Here is a 15,408-nt window from a genome sequence, read left to right as displayed (position 1 = left end):
CCGGTGCCCGGCGTCACCTGTCATCCACCACGCTGATCCCACGCGATCCTTTTTCAACAGTCTCGGTCGGTTTCGACAGTTTAAGAACGACCAACGTTGAGCTTGGCGGTGACGATGCTACAGCACAGTGATCCGCTAAACCTTTGGAGTCCGATGACCGAGCTGCCCGCGCACGAGAAGCAGAGACTGGCTGCCCTCGCAGAATATGACCTGCTGGACACTCCGCGCGAGGCGGCGTTCGACGAGATCGCCGAACTGGTGGCGGCGATCTGCGACGCGCCAATCGCGATCGTGAATCTGATCGGGGACGGCCGCCAGTTCTTCAAGGCGGAAGTCGGGCTTGGCGTTCGTGAGACGCCGTTGGAGACGTCTTTCTGCGGGCGTGCGATCCTCGAGGATGAATTCCTGCTCGTCCCCGATGCGACAGACGACCCACGGTTCGACTGCAATCCCCTGGTCACGGGTGAGCCGCACCTGCGCTTCTATGCTGGCGCCCTGTTGAAGTCGTCTGATGGCTTTCCGATCGGCACGCTCTGCGTTCTGGACTATCGCCCCCGCGACCTGACCGAGGTTCAGAAGCAGACGATCCGCGTCATGGCGCGACAGGTCATGGTGCAGTTTGAGCAGCGTGTTGCAACGGGACGCCTGATTGCCGCCGAAGCGCGCCAGCGGGCGATTGTCGATAGCGCACAGGACTTCGCCATCGTAGCCTGCGATCTCGAAGGCCGTATCATCGAATGGAGCTATGGCGCGGAACGGGTGCTGGGCTGGTCGGAAGACGAGGTGATCGGTCGAAGCGTCTTCCTGTTCTTCACGGATGAAGACCGCGCGGCCGGGGTGCCGGTACAGGAGATGGCCTGCGCCCGTGAGACGGGGCGGGCCACTGATGAGCGGTGGCACGTGCGCAAGGGGGACGAGCCTTTTTGGGCCAGCGGTGAGTTATCCCTGCTCCGGGATTCGGCCGGCCGCCATACCGGTTACGTCAAGGTTCTTCGTGATCGTACCGAAGAGCATCTTGCCGGCGAAGCGCTCCGGAAAGCGCAGCAGCGCTTCCAGACAATCTTCGACACGGTCGATGCGGCTTTCGCCATCGTCGAGGTCAAGTTCGACGAGGATGACAAAGCCGTCGATTACCGGTTTGTCGAAGCCAACCCCGCTTTTGAACGCCAGTCCGGCGTCAACTTGCGCGGCAAGTGGGTCACGGAATTCGCACCTGACCTCGAGCAGTTCTGGTTCGAGACATACGGGCATGTTGCCAAGACCGGTGAAGCAACCAATTTCGAGAATTATGCCGAGGCATTCCAGCGCTGGTTCGACGTACGCGCAGTAAGGGTTGGCGATCCCGCAGATCGACAGATCGCAATTATTTTCAACGACGTGACCGCCCGCCGAGAAGCGGAGGAACGCCTGCGTGTCAGTGAAGCCGTCGCACGTCAGAACGTCGAGCGGGTGAAACTCGCGCTGGAAGCCGGCGCCATCATCGGCACCTGGCACTGGGACCTGCCAAGCGATCAATTCACCGTAGACGAGGCATTCGCGCGTGCCTTCGGCCTTGATCCGGCGCTCGGCCGATCCGGCATTCCGCTCGCGCAGATTACAGCAACGGTACATCCCGACGATCAGGCAGGGCTGACTGAGGCCATCACCGCGGTGATCGCCCGCAGTGGGTCCTATGCGCATCAATACCGGGTCCGCCGTGCTGACGGCCGATATTACTGGATCGAGGCGAACGGTCGGGTTGACCATGCACCCGACGGAACGCCGCTGAGCTTTCCCGGCGTCCTGATCGACGTCGAGGAACGGCGGAGCATCGCAGCGGAGCGCGACCGTGCTGTCGCCGATCTGCGCGCGCTCGCCGAAACGCTGGAGCAGCGCGTCGCCGAGCGAACCGCCGACCTCGGCCAGGCCGAGGATGCGTTGCGCCAATCGCAGAAGGTGGAGGCGATCGGGCAACTCACCGGTGGGGTGGCGCACGACTTCAACAATCTGCTGACGGTCATCCGGGGTTCTATCGACCTATTGCGCCGGCCCGGTCTCTCCGACGAACGCCGGCAGCGCTATATCGACGCGATCTCCGACACCGCCGAACGCGCGACCAAACTGACCAACCAGTTGCTCGCATTCGCGCGCCGCCAGTCGCTCAAACCCGAAGTCTTCGATGTCTCGGAAAGCGTGCGGACGGTCAGCGACATGGTGCGGACGCTGACGGGCGCACGCATCAAGGTATCGCATCGGCTGCCGACGGAGCCTTGCTACATCGACGCGGACCGCAGCCAGTTCGACACCGCGATCGTCAACATGGCGGTCAATGCACGCGATGCCATGAACGGCGCGGGCGAGCTGGCCATCGTGGTGGCGGCAGCCTCCGGCATGCCCGCCATACGGTCCCATCCGGCCACGCCGGGCGAGTTCGTGACGGTCTCCTTGACCGACAGCGGTCCCGGTATTCCAGCCGACAACATTGAACGGATCTTCGAACCGTTCTTCACCACCAAGGGGGTAGGCGAAGGGACAGGCCTTGGCCTCAGCCAGGTCTTCGGTTTCACAAAGCAGTCCGGCGGGGGCGTCGTCGTCACAAGCGACGAAGGCGAAGGCGCAACATTCACCATGTTCCTGCCCCGGGTCGACGGGCTGGACGGCGGAGCGGCCGAAGAAGGCGACAACTCCCTGCCGCTCGGCGAAGGCGCCTGCGTGCTGGTCGTCGAGGACAATGCCGAGGTTGGCATGTTCGCGACCGAGGCGTTGGGAGAGTTGGGCTATCATACGGTCTTGGCGATGGACGCCTCCAAGGCACTCGCCGAACTGGCGACAGATGCAGGCAGGTTCGACATCGTCTTCTCCGACGTGATGATGCCGGGCATGTCCGGTATCGAGCTGGGTCAGGAGATCGGCCGGCTGTATCCTAAGCTGCCGGTCGTGTTGACCAGCGGGTACAGCGAGGTTCTGGCGCAGAGCGGTACGCACGGGTTCGAACTGGTGCATAAGCCCTATTCGATCGACACATTGTCGCGAGCCCTCAAAAAGGTGTCACGCCGTCGATGAAGCGTAAGCGGTCGCGCAACCGGACGGTTGTGACATTGCGCTTGCTGCAAAGAGAGCAATCGCAGGAACCGCAGTCGATCATCGTTGGATGCCAGCCATTTTTCAACGGTGTCGCCAAGCATGAACGAACGTCCGCAACCGGTCGCGGCCAGGCATGGTCGATCAATCTACGCTGCCCGGCATTCCCCTGCGGCACGCTCAGTGCCGGCTCAACAAGGTTTGCAACGTGCGTCCAACGTCTTCGGCCGAGAACGGCTTGTTGAGCACGGGATGGCCGGCGAACCGCTCCGGCAGGACGGTGGCGCTGTCGTAGCCGGTGGTGAAGACGAACGGGATCTTGCGATCTTGCAGGATGGCAGCAGCGTCCCACGACATTTCGCCATCGAGATTGACGTCGACGAGCGCGGCATCGATCGCTGCCTCGCAAGCAAGCTTTAAGGCTTCCGGCAGCCGCATCGCGGGACCGACAATGTCCCAGCCCAAATCGATGACCACATCCTCGATGAGCATCAGCACCATAGCTGAATCTTCAACGATCAGGATCCGCGGCGGATTGTCGGTAGGAATGTCTGTGACTTTCGCAGGGGCATCATGGGCGATAGAGGCGTGGGAGGCGGTGCCGCCAGACTGCGCCACCGACGCGGGCATGACGATCGCGCACGCCACCCCGCCCGGGTCGAACGTTAGAGTCGAAGATCCGCTCGTTTCCAGCGCCAAGGCCCGCTCGATCAAGGTCGATCCGAAACCGCGCCGTGTGGGCTTGCTGACCGGAGGACCGCCGCTTTCCTGCCATCGCAGCTCCAGTCCAGCCTGCGGGTCAAACTGCCAACGAATGTCGACATGACCGCCGGCGGCCGACAAGGCCCCGTATTTGCCGGCGTTGGTGGCAAGCTCGTGGATCGCCAACGACAGCGCCAGTGCCGCTTTCGGGAGAAGCATCACATCCGGACCGGTGATCGTGACGTTCGCATGCTCCGCCCGATACGCATCTAGCTCCTGTTGGATCAGCACGATGAGCGACACGCCTTCCCATCGACTTTGCGTGAGCAGAATGTGTGCGCGCGACATCGACCGAATCCGCCGGTCGAGCCCATGGGTGAAAGCAGCAAGCGACGACGCACTTCGGCTCGTCTGCGCCACCATCGCCTGAATGCTGGCCAAGGTGTTCTTCACCCGGTGGTCGAGTTCGGCCATCAGCAATTGTTCCTGCTGCCAGGCGCGCAGCCGTTCGCGTGCGGCAGCATCGATCCGCCGCAGGACGACCTCCAGCAGCGACACCCGCGGGTCGAACGCAGCATCGTTGTCGGACGGCGACCAGGGGGTCGACCGACCGCGCACGGTCTCGGTCCACGCCTCGAAGGATTTGCGCGGCGTCAGCCGGATGCCGTTCGGACCGACTTCCATGGGCTTGTTCGGATCGCCGCCCCATTGCACGGTCTCGACCACCTCGGGTCTGAACCACAGCACGAAGTCGCGCGGTTCGCGCGAGACGGACATGGCAAGCAACCCGGAGGCGATCTCCGCATAGGCCTTGGCCGGCGGATAGTCTTCGCCCAGCCGATCCGTGGCATACACCCCTTCGAACGTGCCCATGCGCAGGGTCAGCCAGTCTGTCAGGGCGCCAATCTGGTCGTCATCGGGCGTATTGCCCAACGCGGTGATGCCGCTGTTGACGCGGATGGCGACACCGCCACGGGTCTGCCCAACCCGCAGCGCAAGACCACCCGCGGATATGTAATCGAGCAGCTGCTGCTGCTGCGCGACCAGTCCGGCCCCGTAATCATCCTCGCTCGCCAGCGCGTGCATGATCCCGGACAGCGCCTTGCGGGACAGCAACCGGGCCTCGAGCTGCTCGGCGCGCAGCCGCACTTCCAGTTGCAGCGAGAACATCGATCCGAACAGCTCGCAGACACCGCGGAGATGACGCGGCAGGCGGCGCGGCGTATGATGGTGACAGGCGATCAGCCCCCAAAGCCTGCCTTCGAAGATGATCGAGATCGACATCGAGGCGTCGACGCCCATGTTGCGCAGATATTCCCGGTGGATCGGCGAAACGTCACGCAGGGTCGCGTGGCTCATGTCGAGCGGCAGGCCGCTGCGCGGATTGATCGACGGCAGCAGCGGCGCGGGCGTGTAATCGACTTCGGTGATCAGACGCAGCCAGCTGGTCAGATACAGCGTGCGGGCCTGTTTCGGGATATCCGACGCGGGATAGTGCAGATCGAGGAATGGCGTGATGTCGGCGTTCCGGGCTTCGGCGAACACCCAGCCGGAATCGTCGGGCATGAAGCGATAGACCATCACCCGGTCGTAGCCCGCGACCGCCCGCACCCGCTCGGCCGCCAGTTGGCAATAGGCCTGGAGATCGGGAGCGTCGCCAAGTCCGTCGAACATTTCCTGGACGCAGGCGAGCGGATCGACGGCATGACGGTCGCTCAGGTCGGCATCCTCGACCTCGATCACCAGCGCGCCATCGCTCAGATGGACGCTGGCATCGATCGCGCGGTCGGGGACGACCCGCAGCAACGGATCCAGCAGGTGACGCGGGCGCGCGAGGCTGGAGCTTTGCAGCAAATCGCGAAGCCGCTGAAGCTGCTCGGCATTCAGCAAGTCCGCCAAGTCCTGCCCGGTCAGCGACGCCGCATCCCTGCCGAACAGGCCGAGGGTGTCGCCTGCGACCTGCTCGACCAGCATCGTTGCAGGATCGACCACGAGCATCGCACCATGGGGGAGGATCGAGCCGGGAATATGGATCGGCTCGCGATCGCAGTTGGTCAGATCGACGGCACCGTCCATTTGCTGCGTCATGCCGGCATCCATTCCTCATACGCCGCAAACATCGACACCGCCGCTGCCGTTGCAGCAGGTCGGTCCTGCACGGCAGCGTCGGGTAGGTTGGTGTCCAGCCCGACGGCACACCGGCTCCAGTCACCGGCACTCAATCCTGGTTCGGGCAGGCCCCAGACAAGGCAGCCGATCAGTCCACCGCCGACACCGAGCATGGGGTCGACGACGGTATTGAAACCGTATGTGTGGCCGAGAAGCAGACGATATTCGTCCCGGTCGGCCGAGCTTGCCGCCCGACGCGAAAGCACGGGATGATGATGCCGGCGTTCGTGAATGTCGCCCGTGGCGGTTCGCAACCCGGAGCGGCCCCTCGGTGTCGGCACGCTGCCTTGGCGAGCAGGCATCGGGGCTTTCGGATGCTTGCCGCGCAGGGTGGTTCCGACCGCAGCGGACGCCTGTAACACTGACGCGCGCATTGGATTCCTCGATCAAGACGTACGGTCGATGATTGCCGTGGCATTCCTCGACGTTGCCGTATCCACACCATATTTTCGAAATCTTGCCTAGCGAATGTTGCTTATCGGTTTGCCGCCGCAACAATCATCGCAATTATTCCCGTAGCGCCGTGCTCATGCCCTCGAACGAATATGTCATAATTTTTGACATGTTTACGTACAAAATTCTCAGCCAAGTCAGCGCATTGACGGCCAGATACGTCGATGGCGTCAACGAATGCTAGTAAGTTCCCACAAGACAGCAAAGGGAAAAACCATGGACCCAACACGCATCCCCGGCAACGAAACCGACCCTGCGATATGTCTACGGTACCAGGCTTCAAGACGCGACCGATAACCCAGCGGCGCATACGCTGCCTGACGATGATGCCGGTGACGTGGATGGCGTCGAGCTCACACGTGACGCTTGGTCGGCGACTGCAGAAAATTGGCTTTGGGGAGGCTCGGCGCTGATGCCGTTCCCTGAAGGACCGGATTTCGAGAAGCGACACGGCTTCCCGAAACGCACTTCGCATCGAGAAATACGATACCCTCGTGCTAGACCCGACCGGTTCGCAAAGGTCTGGACCAGTCGGTCCGGGCATTCGCCTCGGCATCACGGGCCGCTTGTTCCCAATCATAATCGACGGACAGAAACTCTACCACCCAGCCATCACCCTCATTGGACAATACCGCATAGCGCGCATGCGGCGATCCGCTTTCCACCAGGTGAGCGTAGGGTCGGTCATCGTCATATGCCGGAAGACCGACGCTTCCCGGATTTATGATCATGCGCCCGTCGTCGAGCGTCATCACCCGCTGGAGATGCGTATGGCCGCAGAGGATCACGGCCGCATCGACAGTTCCCGCACGGTGTCGAACTTCCTCGCGAGTGGCCTGACGAAGCCCCGCCTCCGTCACCGTCTCTAGAAAATAGGTCAGGTCGCTGTCCGGCGTGCCATGAACAAGCAGCACATCTTTGGACAGGCGCATGGTCGTGGGCAATGCTGTCAGCCACGCACGCTGTTCAGCGCTCAGCTGGTCGAAGGCGTGGCGATCGGACAATCCCATGCGCTCGCGAGGCTGATCCGATATCTGACGTTCGTGATTGCCGCGTATAGTGGGCAATCCCAGAGGCATCAATCGATCGGCTGTTTCCCGCGGGAACAGGCCCCCTGAGCAGATGTCCCCGAGGTTCACGATCTGGTCCACGTGCCGGGTGGCGATGTCGCCGAGAACTGCGTCGAGGGCAGCGACATTCCCGTGAATGTCGGAAATTGCAGCGATCTTCATTACGGACCTATAACGATCTCGCCGTACGATCGTAACCCCCGCGCTTCGGCAACGACAAACCTGAGGCCGGCTTCGGAACCGTCAGCAGCTTGGCGCCCCCCGGCGGCACGGATTACTGGTCCCAATAGATCGTCTCGAAATCGCCGACCGGAGCTGGAGAATCGGGAATGATCGTACTCAACGGACGGCCGCTCTCGACGATGCGAATTGCCTGCCAGAGCGTCGGTCTTTTGACGTTGGCAGCCCGGCCGTTTGCAGCCGGCCAGAGCGGGGCGATGCGGGTTTACGCTAATCGCCCAGCCACACGGCGGTGATCTCGCCGCTATGCCCCTCCGGCGCCAGCACCGCGCGCAGCGCTTCAAGCATAGGCGGCAGCGCCTGCGTGAAGGCGTAGGGCGGGTTGACGATATACAGGCCCGCGCCGTTGTAGATGCCGGACTGATCGGCATCGTACAGCCAATGCTCCACCCCCAGCACTTTGGGGATACCGAGCCTGCGCAACTGCCCCGTCCACCGCGTATGCGTGGCGCGGTCCTTCAGCGGATACCAGATCACCGTCACGCCATGCGCCCATTTGCGGTGCGCGGCGGCGAGGGTCGCTGTGATACGGTCGCGGTCATCGGGCTGTTCGTACGGCGGGTCGACCACCACCACGCCGCGCGCGGTGCGGGGCGGCAGCATCGCGAGCCAAAGCTCATAGGCGTCGCGCTCGTGCACCGCGGCGGGCGTGCCGCGCATCACCCCGCGCAGGGTATAGGCGTCCTCGGGGTGCTTCTCGTTCAGGATCAGCAAATCCTGCGGGCGCAGAAGCTGCGCGAGGATCCGCGGCGAGCCGGGGTAGAATTGCGGCTCGGTCCCGGAATTCACCGCCTGCACGGCGGCGCGGTAGTCGTCCAGCAACGGGTTCGGCTCGGCAAAGGCCCGCAGCACGCCCTGTAGGGACTCGCCGGTGCGTTGCGCATCCTCGCCGTCAAGGTCGTACAGCCCGCAGCCGGCATGCGTATCGATCAGCGTCAGCGCGCCCGGTTTCTGCTGCAGGGCCCGCACGAGCGCGATCAGCAGGCTGTGCTTCACGACATCGGCACTGTTGCCCGCATGGAAGGAATGGCGATAATTCATTGTGACGTAAGACCCTGACGCTCTGCCTGCATGCGGGCTGCCGGGCACGATTGCCGGGCGCGAGGTGACCGAAGTAACCGGTCCGGTGCCATTATAAAGTCGCGCGGAAACCTTCAACGCCGTTCTGATCTTGGCACGGGCCACATGCCCTGGCCTTGTGACGGACGATGATGATCCCGTCGCGATAATCGGTTATCGACCGTCGACGATGATGGATGGCATTGCAGATATGGCGCTCCGGCATGGCGATCGCCGCGCCCGGGCTTATGAACGGAATGAACCGGTGATCCGGTGCATCCAGGATGCGATCACCACCTATCGCCGCGACGGCGGCGATCGTGACGGTCGCCCGACGATTGGCGCGCTGATCGCCGCGTGCACTGCTAGTGGCCTCACGGCGGCACGCGGCGGTCCGGTGACGCGCTATACGGTCTGTCAGGCGCTAAAGCTGACAGGCCTGTCCTGATGCGAGTCGACACGGGCAAAATGCACGAAGCGGCCGCGCAACGTACCGGCCGCCTCGTCTGTTCTCGCCGTTATGCCAATCGATCCTGACCAGACCGCCACGATCATCACCAGCCGGGCCATTCGTGCCGGCCACGAGCAGGATTTCGAACGCTGGGTGGAGGAACTGAACCGGCACGCCCGTGCGGCGCCGGGGTATCGGGCTGCGATCCGGCTCGGTCAGACGGCGGGTTTTCAGCACCTGCTCTTTCGCTTCGACGATCGCGCCGCAGCCGATACATGGCATGACGACCCCAAGATGCGCGCGCACGTCGCTGTCGCGGACCGCTTCTCCACCGCGCTCCGCCAGCTCGAAACTGGCGACGGCGTCACCTTCGAGCTGCCGAGCGATGCGAGTGCCAGCAAGTGGAAGCGGTTCGTGACGACATGGCTGACGGTGTTCCCGGTCCTACTCCTCATCAGCATGATGGTTCGCCCGGTGTTGAAGGACGCACCACTGCCGCTGCAACTCCTGCCCTCGTCCCTGCTGCTCACCGCGACCCTGCAGTGGATCATTCTCCCGCGCCTGCAACGTTATACCCGTTTCTGGCTGTTGCAGGACAGTTCGGGACGGCTGCAGCGGTGAGGATAAGGCATGACGGCGCGTTGCCGGACATCACGCGCGCCCTCACCCCACTTCCCAGCTTCGTATATTCATTCATCGTTGGGCTGACCGCTTTCGGCCTCTAATCCTTCGTCATACGCGTCGCGATCCGGGAACGAAAAAAGCCGTCAGGCAGGCTGAGGGCGGATCATTTGTCCTTCTTCCAGCCGAATGCCGACAGCATGATGTCGAAGAGCCGCGTGTTGGGCATGAAACCCCGGACCTTGTCCGCACCGGGGCCGCTCGCGGCGACGACGACCTCTTCGCCGGTATGGCCGGGTTCGACGCTGATCACCGACTTCGCATCGGGATCATATTGCGTCGCGAGCGGCGTCGTGCGCTTGCCGCCGGTCATCCGCAGGCCGAAGCTGTGGTCCGCGGTGAACAGGATCAGCGTGTCCTTGCCGGCAACCGCGCTGATCCGGCGGATCATGTCGTCCATCTCGACGACATGCCGCAGGCCTGCCTTGGGATCGTCGGTGTGCATGTCCCATTCGACCATCAGGAAATAGCCCTTCGGGTTGCGGGCGAGCTGCGCGACGGTCGCCTCCACGGCGGGAAGCGGCGCGAAGTCGGCATCGTGCAGCACCGCGGTCCGGGGCGCCTGGCCGACCAGCGCGGGATCCTCGCCGAAGCGGTAGCCGGCAGTCCTGAACGCCTGTTCGGCGCTCGTCCCCGGGCCGGCGAATGTCGCGACGGCGTCGGCACGGCCCTTGCCGATCAGGATATCGACGCCGTCGCCGAAGCGGGGCTTGAGCATCTGGCGGAATATCTCGCCCTTGTCCGCGCGCGCGGCGACATGCGCAAAGGTCGCGGCCGGGGTCGCGTCCCAGATGTTCATGTTGGTGACGACACCCGTCGACAGCCCGCGCTGCTCGGCATATTCGAGAAGGGTCTTGACCGGCATCGCGCGGCCGCCCGGTCCAGTGGGCGTCGTCGACACCATCGCGTTGTTCGTCTTGTGCCCCGTCATGATCGCGGTCATCCCGGCCGCGGAATCGGTCACCCATCGGTCGAGCGCGGACGTATCCGACAGCGCGACGTTGGGCATCGACTGGATGAACAGCGATTGCGGCCGGTCGTGCGCCAGGATGCCAGCAGCACCGAGCGTCGACAGGCCACCCGCGTCGCCGAGGAAGAGGATGACATTGCGCGCCTCCTGCGCTGCAGCGGGCGTGCTGCAGACCGTGAGCATCGCGCCAGCAAACGCCGTGCCGCCCAGGAATTTGTAGATCGCGGTTTTCATTGCAGAGGTCCTTGCATCGGGGCCGGTGCCGAGAGCGTTGCCGGGTCGTATTGCGGATTGATCGGGTCGTGCGGACGGGGATCGCCAGCGCCCGGTCTTGCGCTCTCGGTCCACGCCGGAACGAGCAGGTCACCTTGCAGCGATGCACCCGCCGCGCTGCGGCGATACACGAAGTCCCGTCCCTCACGGCTGGCCGGGTCTGCGAACACGCCGCGCGTTTCGAGGCCGACGAACCAACGATCTATCGGGCGGACTTGGGGCGCGGTCACGACGAAAAACTCTGAACCAGACTAAAGACGCCCATCCTCTAACCGCAGTAAATGTAAGTTTGGCGACACCTTGATCAGATCAGTTGCCGCGAGGTCTGTCGGCCTGACGATGATGATGACCCGGATCATCGCGAATGTACGCGCCGTCAGACGACACGCTCACAGCCCTCTGTGATCGAGTGCGATGATAGCTGTCGCCCGTATAATCGATTGGACAAATGTACCCGAGATCCGGCATTTTACCAACACGGTGGTAAAACTCATTAGGAGAGGACGCCAAGATGGCCGATTACGAACAGCCTAAGGCAAGCGGTTGCCCAATGGGCCCCCAGGGTGGCGGCGAGGTTAAGGCCCGCTCGCTCCTCGGTCGCACGAACAAGGATTGGTGGCCCGACGCGCTGCCGATCGACATGCTGCATCAGCACGGCGTCTCTCCCGACCCTATGGGCGAAGAGTTCGACTATGCCGAGTCGTTCAAGCAGCTCGACTATGCAGCGCTCAAGGCGGACCTGACGGCGCTGATGACCGACAGCAAGGCCTGGTGGCCTGCCGACTATGGTCACTACGGCCCGTTCATGATCCGCATGGCATGGCACGCCGCCGGCACCTACCGGGTGACCGACGGCCGCGGCGGATCGTCGTCGGGTCAGCAGCGCTTCGAACCGCTGAATTCCTGGCCGGACAACGGCAACCTCGACAAGGCACGTCGCCTGTTGTGGCCGCTCAAGCAGAAATACGGCAAGAACATCAGCTGGGCCGACCTGTTCATCCTCGCCGGCAATGTCGCGATCGAGAGCATGGGCGGTCCCGTGTTCGGTTTCGCCGGCGGCCGCAAGGACGTCTTCGCCTCCGAGGGCGATACCTTCTGGGGCGCCGAGGAGATCTGGGTCAACGAGGGTGCGCAGACGCGTATCAGCGAGGATATGCCCGAGCTCGAAGGGCCTCTCGCCGCGATCCAGATGGGGCTGATCTACGTCAATCCCGAGGGCCCGGGCGGTGAGCCCGACGCGCTCATGTCCGCACGCGACATGAAGGCGACGTTCCAGCGGATGGCGATGAATTCCGAGGAAACCGTGGCGCTGACCGCCGGCGGTCATGCCTTCGGCAAGGCGCACGGTGCCAAGGCCGCACCGCATTTCAAGGCCCCGTCTTCGGAATCGGTCCACATGCAGGGCCTCGGCTGGCTGACCGACAGCGAGGAAATCGGCCAGGGCCATATCACGACCTCGGGCATCGAGGGCGCGTGGTCGAACAACCCGACCAAGTGGACAGGCGACTATCTGCGCCTGCTGTTCAAGTACGATTATGAGCTGACCGAGAGCCCCGCTGGCGCAAAGCAGTGGCAGCCAGTCAACCCGGAACCGGAGGACATGGCCCCCGACGCGCGCGACCCAAACAAGCGTGTGCCGACGATGATGACCACCGCGGACATGGCGTTGAAGGTGGACCCCGAGTTCCGCGAGATCGCGCTGCGCTTCCGCGACGACCAGGCGGCGCTCGACGACGCGTTCGCACGCGCGTGGTTCAAGCTGACGCACCGCGACATGGGGCCACGGGTCCGGTACCTTGGCCCCGAGGTTCCCGAAGAGACGCTGATCTGGCAGGATCCGGTCCCCGAAGGCACCGCGCCGTCGGACGCTGACGTCGCGGCGTTCAAGGACGCCGTGCTGTCGAGCGGGCTGACGATCGGCCAGCTGGTCAAGACCGCCTGGGCGTCGGCTTCCAGCTATCGCCGGTCGGACCACCGCGGTGGGGCGAACGGCGCGCGCATCGCGCTCGCGCCGCAGAAGGACTGGCCGGTCAACGAGCCCGAGCAGCTCAGCCAGGTTCTGGCAAAGCTGAACGACTTGCGGGGCAGCATGTCGCTGGCCGACGCGATCGTGCTGGCGGGTTCGGCAGCGGTCGAGAAAGCGGCACGCGACGCCGGGCACGACGAGGCGGTACCGTTCCTTGGCGGCCGCGGCGATGCGACGCAGGAGTGGACGGATGTCGAAAGCTTCGTCTGGATGGAGCCGCAGGCCGACGGGTTCCGCAACTACCTGAAGACGCGTCACCCGGTGAAGACCGAGGAGCTGCTGCTCGACAAGGCTTCGCTGCTCGGCCTGTCCGCGCCGGAAATGACCGTGCTGGTCGGTGGCCTGCGCGTGCTCGGCGCGAACTTCGGCGATGCGCCCGACGGCGTGTTGACCAAGCGTCCGGGGCAGCTGACGAACGACTTCTTCGTCAACCTGCTCGACAATGACACGTTCTGGGATCTGGTCGACACGTCGAGCGACGAGAAGTTCATCGGCTATGATCGTGGCGGTCGTGAGAAGAAGTGGCAGGCGACCCGCACCGATCTGGTCTTCGGCTCGAACTCGCAGTTGCGCGCGACGGCCGAGGTTTATGCCGAGAACGGTCACGAGGACAAGTTCGTGCGCGACTTCATCCGTGCCTGGGTGAAGGTCATGAACGCCGACCGCTTTGACGTCACCGCCAAGCCGGTATCGTCGAACCAGGCGACGTAAGCGACGTCGGTGGCCGGATAGGCCGTGTCGATCGGGGAAGTTTCCGAACGTACACGGCTTATCCGTCACTGGCCTGAGTTATGAGATATAGATTCTGATCTTTACCGTGCCCTTTAGCCATGGGCTTCCAGGTCGCACTGCAGCCGCCGTTATCGTACTTATAAGGGTGGCGGCTTGTGCCCTTGGCCCCGACGGCAGAGCGACCCGCGCTGAATAGCGTTTGAGGCAATCCCGGTCGAAATCGTACGACCTGTGTACTGGTCCCGACAGCTGGGTGCATGGACCGGGGCCCGGACATTCGCGACGCGTTCGCCCCCTCAGCTCCTACCATTCGATAGGGGCACCGACTTTCAATCCCGGCCTTTGCGACGATCGCTTCCGAGCACCATCTTGATGATCCTTGCCGGCATACCGACCGGTTGGTATGCCGGCACTATGACGAGTCGAGGATCTTCCAATAGCGCTCGCGACAAGCTGTTGGACGCAGCCGTGACGCTCATCCGCCGCAACGGCTTTGCGGCCACCAGCGTCGACCAGCTTTGTGGGGCTGCCGGGGTCACCAAGGGCGCCTTCTTCCACCATTTCGTTTCCAAGGAGGCGCTGGGGGTGGCCGCCGCCGGCCACTGGCTGGCGATCACCACGCCGCTGTTCGCCGATGCGGACTATCATCGCGCACCCGCGGCACTGGCGCGCGTGTTGGGCTATCTTGACCTGCGAGAGGCGCTGATCGACGGCGGCACTGACGCCTTTACCTGTCTGGCTGGCACGCTCGCGCAGGAGGTGCATCAATCACACCCCGCGATTGCGCGCGCTGCTGAGGCGGCAATCGTCGGCCATGCGCGCACGCTCGAAGGCGACGTCGCCGAAGCGCTGGCTGATCATGGCGTTGCCGACGTCGATGCAGCGAGCCTCGCGCTCCACTTTCAAGTGGTGCTTCAAGGCGGTTTCGTCGTCGCCAAGGCAACTGGTGATCCGCAAGCGGCGCGCGAGAGCGTGCGGCACCTGAAGCGCTACGTGACCCTATTGTGCCGAGGAGAGAAACGATGAGCAATATCCGTGAACTCAGCGTCGAGCGCCGTATCGCTGCCCCCGTAGAGGATGTCTGGCGGACATTGATCGATCGCTTCGAGGAGTGGTTCTGTCCGCGACCGTGGCGCGCCGAAGCACGCGAGATCGAATGGCGCCCCGGAGGCCGTAGCCTGGTGGTCATGCATGGCCCCGACGGTGAGGAGATCCTTAACGAGGGCGTAGTCCTCGACTATGAGCCTAACCGCCGCTTCGTATTCACCGATGCTTTTACAGCGGGTTGGCAGCCCAGTGGGCCGTTCATGGTCGGCCTGTTCGAGATCGCGCAAGACGGGGACGGCACCCGTTTTACCGCCGCGGCACGCCATTGGACCGATGAAGCGTGGGAGCGCCACCGGTCGATGGGCTTCGAAGCCGGCTGGGGCGCGATGGCCGATCAGCTCCAGACGTTGGCCGAGGGAGGTGCGCTCTAACCGCCATTGCTGTGTTCATGCTTTCGCAGGTGTTAGAGGACCGC

11 protein-coding genes are annotated in these 15,408 nt (G+C 63.7%); 6 read left to right on the top strand and 5 right to left on the bottom strand.

Annotated features, from left to right (window positions below; genetic code table 11):
• The first annotated feature begins 153 nt into the window (after positions 1-153).
• Positions 154-3,042: a PAS domain S-box protein gene (locus sphsw_RS00670; protein WP_037533196.1), complete on the top strand. Its 2,889-nt coding sequence runs from the start codon at positions 154-156 to the stop codon at positions 3,040-3,042.
• A 198-nt stretch (positions 3,043-3,240) separates the two neighbouring features.
• Here the strand turns inward: sphsw_RS00670 and sphsw_RS00665 are convergent, their stop codons facing one another.
• The 4 genes from sphsw_RS00665 to sphsw_RS00650 form a co-directional block, all read right to left on the bottom strand.
• Positions 3,241-5,850, bottom strand: coding sequence for an HWE histidine kinase domain-containing protein (locus tag sphsw_RS00665; RefSeq protein WP_031438930.1), 2,610 nt, complete (start codon positions 5,848-5,850; stop codon positions 3,241-3,243).
• On the bottom strand, positions 5,847-6,305 hold the full coding sequence (locus tag sphsw_RS19125; RefSeq protein WP_128082370.1) for a hypothetical protein: 459 nt from the start codon (positions 6,303-6,305) through the stop codon (positions 5,847-5,849). Before sphsw_RS19125 ends, sphsw_RS00665 begins: the two co-directional genes overlap by 4 nt.
• Positions 6,306-6,881: 576 nt before the next feature.
• Positions 6,882-7,616 carry a metallophosphoesterase family protein gene (locus sphsw_RS00655; protein ID WP_031438928.1) on the bottom strand — a complete coding sequence of 245 codons (735 nt, stop codon included), beginning with the start codon at positions 7,614-7,616 and terminating at the stop codon, positions 6,882-6,884.
• Positions 7,617-7,904: 288 nt separating this feature from the next.
• Positions 7,905-8,735: a 23S rRNA (adenine(2030)-N(6))-methyltransferase RlmJ gene (locus sphsw_RS00650; RefSeq protein WP_031438927.1), complete on the bottom strand. Its 831-nt coding sequence runs from the start codon at positions 8,733-8,735 to the stop codon at positions 7,905-7,907.
• 283 nt (positions 8,736-9,018) lie between these two features.
• Here sphsw_RS00650 and sphsw_RS19120 point away from each other — a divergent pair, with 283 nt between their 5' ends.
• Together sphsw_RS19120 and sphsw_RS00640 are read left to right on the top strand one after the other, a co-directional pair.
• A complete protein-coding gene (locus sphsw_RS19120; protein ID WP_152555332.1) occupies positions 9,019-9,201 on the top strand; it encodes a hypothetical protein in 183 nt (60 codons plus the stop codon).
• Positions 9,202-9,273: 72 nt separating this feature from the next.
• Positions 9,274-9,825 carry a hypothetical protein gene (locus tag sphsw_RS00640; protein ID WP_031438925.1) on the top strand — a complete coding sequence of 184 codons (552 nt, stop codon included), beginning with the start codon at positions 9,274-9,276 and terminating at the stop codon, positions 9,823-9,825.
• A gap of 166 nt (positions 9,826-9,991) precedes the next feature.
• Here the strand turns inward: sphsw_RS00640 and sphsw_RS00635 are convergent, their stop codons facing one another.
• Positions 9,992-11,089 (bottom strand): alkaline phosphatase, encoded by a 1,098-nt coding sequence (locus sphsw_RS00635; protein ID WP_081874037.1) that lies wholly within the window; start codon positions 11,087-11,089, stop codon positions 9,992-9,994.
• 550 nt (positions 11,090-11,639) lie between these two features.
• Here sphsw_RS00635 and katG point away from each other — a divergent pair.
• The 3 genes from katG (at position 11,640) to sphsw_RS00620 (ending at position 15,364) form a co-directional block, all read left to right on the top strand.
• On the top strand, positions 11,640-13,865 hold the full coding sequence (gene katG / locus sphsw_RS00630; RefSeq protein ID WP_031438923.1) for a catalase/peroxidase HPI: 2,226 nt from the start codon (positions 11,640-11,642) through the stop codon (positions 13,863-13,865).
• 393 nt (positions 13,866-14,258) lie between these two features.
• Positions 14,259-14,912, top strand: coding sequence for a TetR/AcrR family transcriptional regulator (locus sphsw_RS00625; RefSeq protein WP_443024365.1), 654 nt, complete (start codon positions 14,259-14,261; stop codon positions 14,910-14,912).
• Positions 14,909-15,364: an SRPBCC domain-containing protein gene (locus tag sphsw_RS00620; protein ID WP_031438921.1), complete on the top strand. Its 456-nt coding sequence runs from the start codon at positions 14,909-14,911 to the stop codon at positions 15,362-15,364. Before sphsw_RS00625 ends, sphsw_RS00620 begins: the two co-directional genes overlap by 4 nt.
• The last annotated feature ends 44 nt before the right edge of the window (positions 15,365-15,408 follow it).

Origin of the sequence: Sphingomonas sp. FUKUSWIS1 (genome assembly GCF_000733135.1) — a bacterium.
In the GTDB taxonomy this organism is placed as follows: Bacteria; Pseudomonadota; Alphaproteobacteria; order Sphingomonadales; family Sphingomonadaceae; genus Sphingomonas; species Sphingomonas aerolata.
This window is presented reverse-complemented; position numbering and strand designations above follow the sequence as displayed.

Bases quoted from the DNA above. Each gene is read 5' to 3' on its own strand.
- sphsw_RS00655 (WP_031438928.1), bottom strand. From the start codon at position 7,616: ATGAAGATCGCTGCAATTTCCGACATTCACGGGAATGTCGCTGCCCTC.
- katG (WP_031438923.1), top strand. From the start codon at position 11,640: ATGGCCGATTACGAACAGCCTAAGGCAAGCGGTTGCCCAATGGGCCCC.
- sphsw_RS00625 (WP_443024365.1), top strand. From the start codon at position 14,259: ATGATCCTTGCCGGCATACCGACCGGTTGGTATGCCGGCACTATGACG.
- sphsw_RS19125 (WP_128082370.1), bottom strand. From the start codon at position 6,305: ATGCGCGCGTCAGTGTTACAGGCGTCCGCTGCGGTCGGAACCACCCTG.
- sphsw_RS00620 (WP_031438921.1), top strand. From the start codon at position 14,909: ATGAGCAATATCCGTGAACTCAGCGTCGAGCGCCGTATCGCTGCCCCC.
- sphsw_RS00640 (WP_031438925.1), top strand. From the start codon at position 9,274: ATGCCAATCGATCCTGACCAGACCGCCACGATCATCACCAGCCGGGCC.
- sphsw_RS00665 (WP_031438930.1), bottom strand. From the start codon at position 5,850: ATGACGCAGCAAATGGACGGTGCCGTCGATCTGACCAACTGCGATCGC.
- sphsw_RS00635 (WP_081874037.1), bottom strand. From the start codon at position 11,089: ATGAAAACCGCGATCTACAAATTCCTGGGCGGCACGGCGTTTGCTGGC.
- sphsw_RS00670 (WP_037533196.1), top strand. From the start codon at position 154: ATGACCGAGCTGCCCGCGCACGAGAAGCAGAGACTGGCTGCCCTCGCA.
- sphsw_RS00650 (WP_031438927.1), bottom strand. From the start codon at position 8,735: ATGAATTATCGCCATTCCTTCCATGCGGGCAACAGTGCCGATGTCGTG.